Genomic DNA, 6,405 nt, shown 5'->3' with positions numbered 1-6,405 from the left:
CTACAAAAGTCCGCGCGTCCGGGCGGGCGGTGGTCCGTGGCGGTCGGTTTGCGCTATACTCGCCGCCCTTTTTTGAATCACCGCCAGGCGATTTCCCATGACCAAACAGGCCGCCGAAGTCGCGAAACGCCGCACTTTCGCCATTATTTCCCACCCCGATGCCGGTAAAACCACCATCACCGAGAAGCTCTTGCTGATGGGCAAGGCGATTGCGGTTGCCGGCACGGTGAAGTCTCGCAAGTCCGACCGCCATGCCACCTCCGACTGGATGGAAATGGAAAAGCAGCGGGGTATCTCGATTACCACGTCGGTCATGCAGTTCCCGTATCGCGATCACATGATCAACCTGCTCGACACCCCGGGCCACGAAGACTTCTCCGAAGATACCTACCGCACCCTGACGGCGGTGGACTCGGCATTGATGGTCCTCGACGGCGGTAAGGGTGTCGAGCCACGGACTATCGCGTTGATGGACGTTTGCCGTCTGCGTGACACGCCGATCGTCAGCTTCATCAACAAACTCGACCGCGACATCCGCGACCCGATCGAACTGCTCGACGAAATCGAAGCGGTCCTGAAGATCAAGGCTGCGCCGATCACCTGGCCGATTGGTTGCTACCGCGATTTCAAAGGCGTTTATCACCTCGCCGACGACTACATCATCGTGTACACCGCCGGTCACGGCCACGAGCGCACCGATGTGAAAATCATCGAAAAGCTCGACTCCGATGAAGCCCGCGCGCACTTGGGCGACGAGTACGATCGCTTCGTTGATCAACTGGAACTGGTTCAGGGCGCCTGCCACGAATTCAACCAGCAGGAATTCCTCGACGGCCAACTGACCCCGGTGTTCTTCGGTACCGCATTGGGCAACTTCGGTGTCGATCACGTGCTCGACGCCGTGGTCAACTGGGCACCGAAACCGCTGGCCCGTGTCGCCAACGAGCGCACCGTGGAGCCGGTCGAAGAGAAATTCAGCGGCTTCGTGTTCAAGATCCAGGCGAACATGGACCCGAAACACCGCGACCGTATCGCCTTCATGCGCATTTGCTCCGGCAAGTACGAAAAAGGCATGAAGATGCGCCACGTGCGCACCGGCAAGGACGTGCGGATCGGCGATGCCCTGACGTTCTTCTCCTCCGAACGTGAGCAACTGGAAGAAGCATTTGCCGGCGACATCATCGGCCTGCACAACCACGGCACCATCCAGATCGGCGACACTTTCACCGAAGGCGAAGTCCTGGGCTTCACCGGCATCCCGCACTTCGCCCCGGAACTGTTCCGTCGCGTGCGTCTGCGTGATCCGCTGAAATCCAAGCAACTGCGCCAAGGTTTGCAGCAATTGGCCGAAGAAGGCGCGACCCAGGTGTTCTTCCCTGAGCGCAGCAACGACATCATCCTCGGCGCCGTCGGTGTGCTGCAGTTCGATGTGGTCGCCAGCCGCTTGAAAGAGGAATACAAGGTTGAGTGCTCCTACGAGCCGATCACCGTGTACTCCGCGCGCTGGATCGATTGCGACGATAAGAAGAAGTTCGAGGAGTTCCGGGTCAAGGCCGTGGAAAACCTCGCGGTCGACGGCGGTGGTCACCTGACCTACCTGGCGCCGACCCGCGTCAACCTGGCGCTGATGGAAGAGCGCTGGCCGGATGTGAAATTCCGTGCGACGCGTGAGCACCACTAAGCGCTGAGCTGCAAAACCAAAAGCCCCGGTTGCGAAAGCACCGGGGTTTTTTAATGCCCGACACAAATCCCCCCCTGTAGGAGCCAGCTTGCTGGCGATGGACCAGAGAACGCCGCGTTAATCCTGACAGCGCGCGTTATCGTTAACGACCATCGCCAGCAAGCTGGCTCCTACAGAAAAGCATCGTGTTAGCGGGTTTGGTTATAGGCCATATTCACAACCAATCTCTAAAGCCATCGCATTCCGTCTCTTCGTTAGCGTCCTATCTGGAGAACCCGGCTGATCGGAACTAGATTTCAAAGAGCGCCAGACAGGTACAGATGTTTCACCTGCAAAAGGATGGAATCGACTATGAACAGGTTGCTACGCGTTGTGCTGCTGTTGAAGGTTTTGCTGATGCTGGCCCTCGGCAGTTCGGCGGTCTGGGCCGAGTGTGAGGATCACGAAAGCCAGGCGTCGAGTGGGCAGGTGACGCACACCGGCATGATGATCGCCAAGTCCGAATCAGAGCCCGGTGATCAGGGGCAGGGCGGCAGTGCGGACGATGATGATACGACCACTGACGAACCGGACAGTGATGAGGAAGAAGGGGCCTGAATAGCAGGCAAAATAAAACCCCTTCGACCCGATTGACGCGCAATCGAAGCAGAAGAGGTTTTTGAACAGAACACCTATCCCTTGTAGGAGCGAGCCTGCTCGCGATGGAGTATCAGTAACAGCCGTGTTGGCTGACACTCCATCGCAGGCAGGCTCGCTCCTACAGGTTTTTTCAGCCCGCTGTTACGCCGCGCCGTCGAGGAACTGCTCGGCGTAGTGGCAAGCCACCTGGCGGTTATCGAGAGGGCGCAGGGCTGGCTCTTCGGTTTTGCAACGGTCGGTCGCGTACGGGCAACGCTTGTGGAAAGCGCAGCCCGACGGCGGGTTCAACGGGTTGGGCAACTCGCCGACGATCTTGATCTTCGGCTTGTTCGGGTCCGGGTGAATGGTCGGTGTGGCCGACAGCAACGCCTGGGTGTACGGGTGCAGCGGACGCTCGTAGATGTCGTTCTTCGGGCCCATTTCCACCGGGCGACCGAGGTACATCACCATCACGTCATCGGCAACGTGTTGCACCACGGCCAGGTTGTGCGAGATGAACACGTAGGCGGTGTTGAACTCTTGCTGCAGGTCCATGAACAGGTTCAGCACCTGCGCCTGGATCGACACGTCCAGCGCCGAGGTCGGTTCGTCCGCTACCAGCACTTTAGGCTGCAGCATCATCGCGCGAGCGAGGGCGATGCGCTGGCGCTGACCGCCGGAGAACATGTGCGGATAGCGCTGGTAATGCTCAGGGCGCAAACCCACCTGCTTCATCATCGCCTGCACTTTTTCGCGACGCTCGGCTGCGCTGAGGCTGGTGTTGATCAGCAACGGCTCGGCGAGTTGATCACCGACTTTCTGCCGAGGGTTCAACGAGGCGTACGGGCTCTGGAACACCATCTGCACGTCTTTGCGCAGTTGTTTGCGTTGAGCCTTGTCAGCACCGGCGACTTCCTGCCCGGCGATTTTCAAGGAGCCGGAAGACGGCTCTTCGATCAGCGTCAGGGCGCGGGCCAGGGTGGATTTGCCGCAACCGGACTCGCCCACGACAGCGAGGGTCTTGCCGGCTTCCAGTTCGAACGACACACCGTTCAGGGCGCGTACGGTCGCATGGCCCTTGAACAGGCCGCGGGACACTTCGTAGTGACGGGTGAGGTCGCGGGCGGTAAGTACGACGGCCATTACGCCACCTCCTGGTTCAGCGGGTAGAAGCAGCGGGCGAGGCTGTTGCTTTTCGGGTCAAGGGCCGGACGCTGCGCACGGCAGCTGTCCTGCACATACGGGCAGCGCGGCGACAGCAGGCAACCTTGCGGACGGTCGTAACGACCGGGAACGATGCCCGGCAATGTCGACAGGCGTGAGGCGCCGAGGCTGTGTTCCGGAATCGCCTTGAGCAGCGCTTCGCTGTACGGGTGCGCCGGAATGTCGAACAGTTGTGGCACATGACCGACTTCTACGGCCTGGCCGGCGTACATCACGCACACACGCTGGGCGGTTTCGGCCACGACCGCGAGGTCGTGAGTGATCAGCACCAGGCCCATGTTCTGCTCTTTCTGCAACGCCAGGAGCAGGTCCATGATCTGCGCCTGAATCGTCACGTCCAGTGCGGTGGTCGGTTCGTCTGCGATCAGCAGTTTCGGCTCGCCGGCAATCGCCATGGCGATCGCAACACGCTGGCTCATACCGCCGGACAGTTGATGCGGGTAGGCCTCCATACGGCTGGCGGCGCCCGGGATTTCCACTTTTTCCAACAGTTCGATGGCGCGTTTGCGCGCTTGCTTGCCGGACATTTTCAGGTGCAGGCGCAGCACTTCTTCGATCTGGAAGCCGACGGTGTAGCTCGGGTTCAGCGCGGTCATCGGGTCCTGGAAGACCATGGCCAGGTCTTTGCCGACGATTTGCCGACGCTGACGGTTGCTGAGCTTGAGCATGTTCTTGCCGTCGAAATTCAGGGCGTCGGCGGTGACGATACCCGGATGTTCGATCAGGCCCATCAGCGCCATCATGGTCACGGATTTACCCGAACCCGACTCGCCAACGATGGCCAGCACTTCGCCCTTGTCCACGGAAATGTCGAGCCCGTCGACCACCGGAACGGCGTTCTTGTCGCCGAAGCGAACGTTGAGATTCTTGATTTCTAACAGTGACATTTGAATCTCCTCAGGCGGCGTTCTTGAGTTTCGGGTCCAGCGCATCGCGCAGGCCGTCGCCCATCAAGTTGATTGCCAGCACGCTGAGCAAAATGGTCAAACCAGGCAGACTTACTACCCACCAGGCGCGTTCGATGTAGTCGCGAGCCGAAGCCAGCATGGTGCCCCACTCAGGGGTTGGCGGTTGTACGCCAAGGCCCAGGAAGCCAAGGGCTGCGGCATCGAGAATCGCCGAGGAGAAACTCAGGGTGGCCTGAACGATCAGCGGCGCCATGCAGTTTGGCAGCACGGTGACGAACATCAGGCGTGGCAGACCGGCACCGGCCAGACGCGCGGCGGTCACGTAGTCGCGGTTCAGCTCGCCCATCACCGCAGCGCGGGTCAGACGAACATAGGACGGCAACGAAACGACGGCGATGGCAATGATGGTGTTGATCAGGCCAGGGCCGAGGATGGCGACAATCGCCACGGCCAGCAGCAGCGAGGGCAGGGCCAGCATGATGTCCATCAGACGCATGATGGTCGGGCCAAGGATGCGCGGGAAGAAGCCGGCGAACAGACCGAGCAGGATGCCCGGGATCAGCGACATCACCACCGACGACAAGCCGATCAGCAGGGACAGGCGCGAACCGTTGATCAGGCGCGACAGCAGGTCGCGGCCCAGTTCATCGGTGCCGAGCAGGAACTGGATTTGCCCGCCTTCCAGCCAGGACGGCGGGGTCAGCAGGAAGTCACGGTATTGCTCGCTTGGGTTATGTGGCGAGACCCACGGCGCGAAGATCGCGCAGAAGATCACCAGCAACATGAACATCAGGCCGGCGACGGCGCCTTTGTTCTTGGAGAACGCTTGCCAGAATTCTTTGTACGGGGACGGGTACAGCAGGCTTTGATCGACTGTTACCGCTTGATTTGTAGTTGAAGCTGGAGTGGTCATGGTCATGATCTCAGCGCTGGTGACGGATGCGTGGGTTGGCGAAGCCGTAGAGGATGTCCACGATGAAGTTCACCAGAATCACCAGGCAGGCGATTAACAGGATGCCGTTTTGCACCACGGGATAATCCCGTGCGCCAATGGCTTCGATCAGCCATTTGCCGATGCCGGGCCACGAGAAGATGGTTTCGGTCAGGACCGCACCGGCCAGCAATGTGCCGACTTGCAGGCCGACTACTGTCAGTACCGGAATCAGTGCGTTGCGCAGGCCGTGTACGAACACTACGCGCGACGGCGACAGGCCTTTGGCCTTGGCGGTCCGGATGTAGTCTTCGCGCAGCACTTCGAGCATCGAAGAACGGGTCATCCGCGCAATCACCGCCAGCGGGATGGTGCCGAGCACGATGGCCGGCAGGATCAGGTGATGCAGGGCATCGAGGAACGCACCGACGTCATCGGCCAGCAGCGTGTCGATGAGCATGAAGCCGGTGCGCGGCTCGATGTCATAGAGCAGGTCGATCCGCCCGGACACCGGGGTCCAGCCCAGGGACACCGAGAAGAACATGATCAGGATCAGGCCCCACCAGAAGATCGGCATCGAATATCCCGCCAGGGAGATGCCCATCACCCCATGGTCGAACAGGGATCCTCGCTTGAGTGCCGCGATCACCCCGGCCAGAAGGCCCAGGATGCCGGCGAACAACAGGGCGGCCATGGACAGTTCCAGGGTCGCGGGGAATAGAGAGCTGAACTCGCTCCACACGCTTTCACGGGTACGCAGGGATTCTCCGAGATCGCCGTGAGCCAGTTTGCCGATGTAGTCCAGGTATTGGGCATACAGCGGTTTGTTCAGACCTAGGCGTTCCATTGCCTGAGCATGCATTTCGGGGTCGACTCGTCGTTCGCCCATCATTACTTCCACGGGGTCGCCTGGAATCATGCGAATCAACGCGAAAGTCAGCAAGGTGATGCCGAAGAACGTGGGGATCAATAACCCCAATCGGCGGGCAATAAAACTAAACATCTTCTGGTGTACCTCATCAGCCGGTTAGGCGTGCCTGGTG

General features: G+C 60.2%; 6 protein-coding genes. 2 read left to right on the top strand and 4 right to left on the bottom strand.

Annotated features, from left to right (window positions below; all coding sequences use genetic code 11):
- Nucleotides 1–97 precede the first annotated feature (97 nt).
- Both KGA97_RS15255 and KGA97_RS15250 read left to right on the top strand, forming a co-directional pair.
- On the top strand, nucleotides 98–1,681 hold the full coding sequence (locus KGA97_RS15255; protein WP_008024413.1) for a peptide chain release factor 3: 1,584 nt from the start codon (nucleotides 98–100) through the stop codon (nucleotides 1,679–1,681).
- 351 nt (nucleotides 1,682–2,032) lie between these two features.
- Nucleotides 2,033–2,278, top strand: coding sequence for a hypothetical protein (locus tag KGA97_RS15250; RefSeq protein ID WP_223450655.1), 246 nt, complete (start codon nucleotides 2,033–2,035; stop codon nucleotides 2,276–2,278).
- 183 nt (nucleotides 2,279–2,461) lie between these two features.
- On the opposite strand, the gene KGA97_RS15245 is transcribed toward KGA97_RS15250, so the two are convergent.
- Genes KGA97_RS15245 through KGA97_RS15230 form a run of 4 tightly spaced genes read right to left on the bottom strand, consistent with a single transcriptional unit; the run spans nucleotide 2,462 to nucleotide 6,365 of the window.
- Nucleotides 2,462–3,442: a peptide ABC transporter ATP-binding protein gene (locus KGA97_RS15245; protein ID WP_008024408.1), complete on the bottom strand. Its 981-nt coding sequence runs from the start codon at nucleotides 3,440–3,442 to the stop codon at nucleotides 2,462–2,464.
- Nucleotides 3,442–4,410, bottom strand: coding sequence for an ABC transporter ATP-binding protein (locus tag KGA97_RS15240; protein ID WP_223481018.1), 969 nt, complete (start codon nucleotides 4,408–4,410; stop codon nucleotides 3,442–3,444). The genes KGA97_RS15245 and KGA97_RS15240 overlap by 1 nt, the downstream gene beginning before the upstream one ends.
- Nucleotides 4,411–4,420: 10 nt before the next feature.
- Nucleotides 4,421–5,344 carry an ABC transporter permease subunit gene (locus KGA97_RS15235; protein ID WP_008024403.1) on the bottom strand — a complete coding sequence of 308 codons (924 nt, stop codon included), beginning with the start codon at nucleotides 5,342–5,344 and terminating at the stop codon, nucleotides 4,421–4,423.
- A gap of 10 nt (nucleotides 5,345–5,354) precedes the next feature.
- The gene (locus tag KGA97_RS15230) at nucleotides 5,355–6,365 is read right to left on the bottom strand and encodes an ABC transporter permease subunit (protein ID WP_008024401.1); all 1,011 of its coding nucleotides are present in this window, start codon (nucleotides 6,363–6,365) and stop codon (nucleotides 5,355–5,357) included.
- Nucleotides 6,366–6,405: the final 40 nt, after the last annotated feature.

The organism is Pseudomonas sp. BF-B-15, assembly GCF_019946675.1.
Lineage (GTDB): Bacteria > Pseudomonadota > Gammaproteobacteria > Pseudomonadales > Pseudomonadaceae > Aquipseudomonas > Aquipseudomonas migulae.
This window is presented reverse-complemented; position numbering and strand designations above follow the sequence as displayed.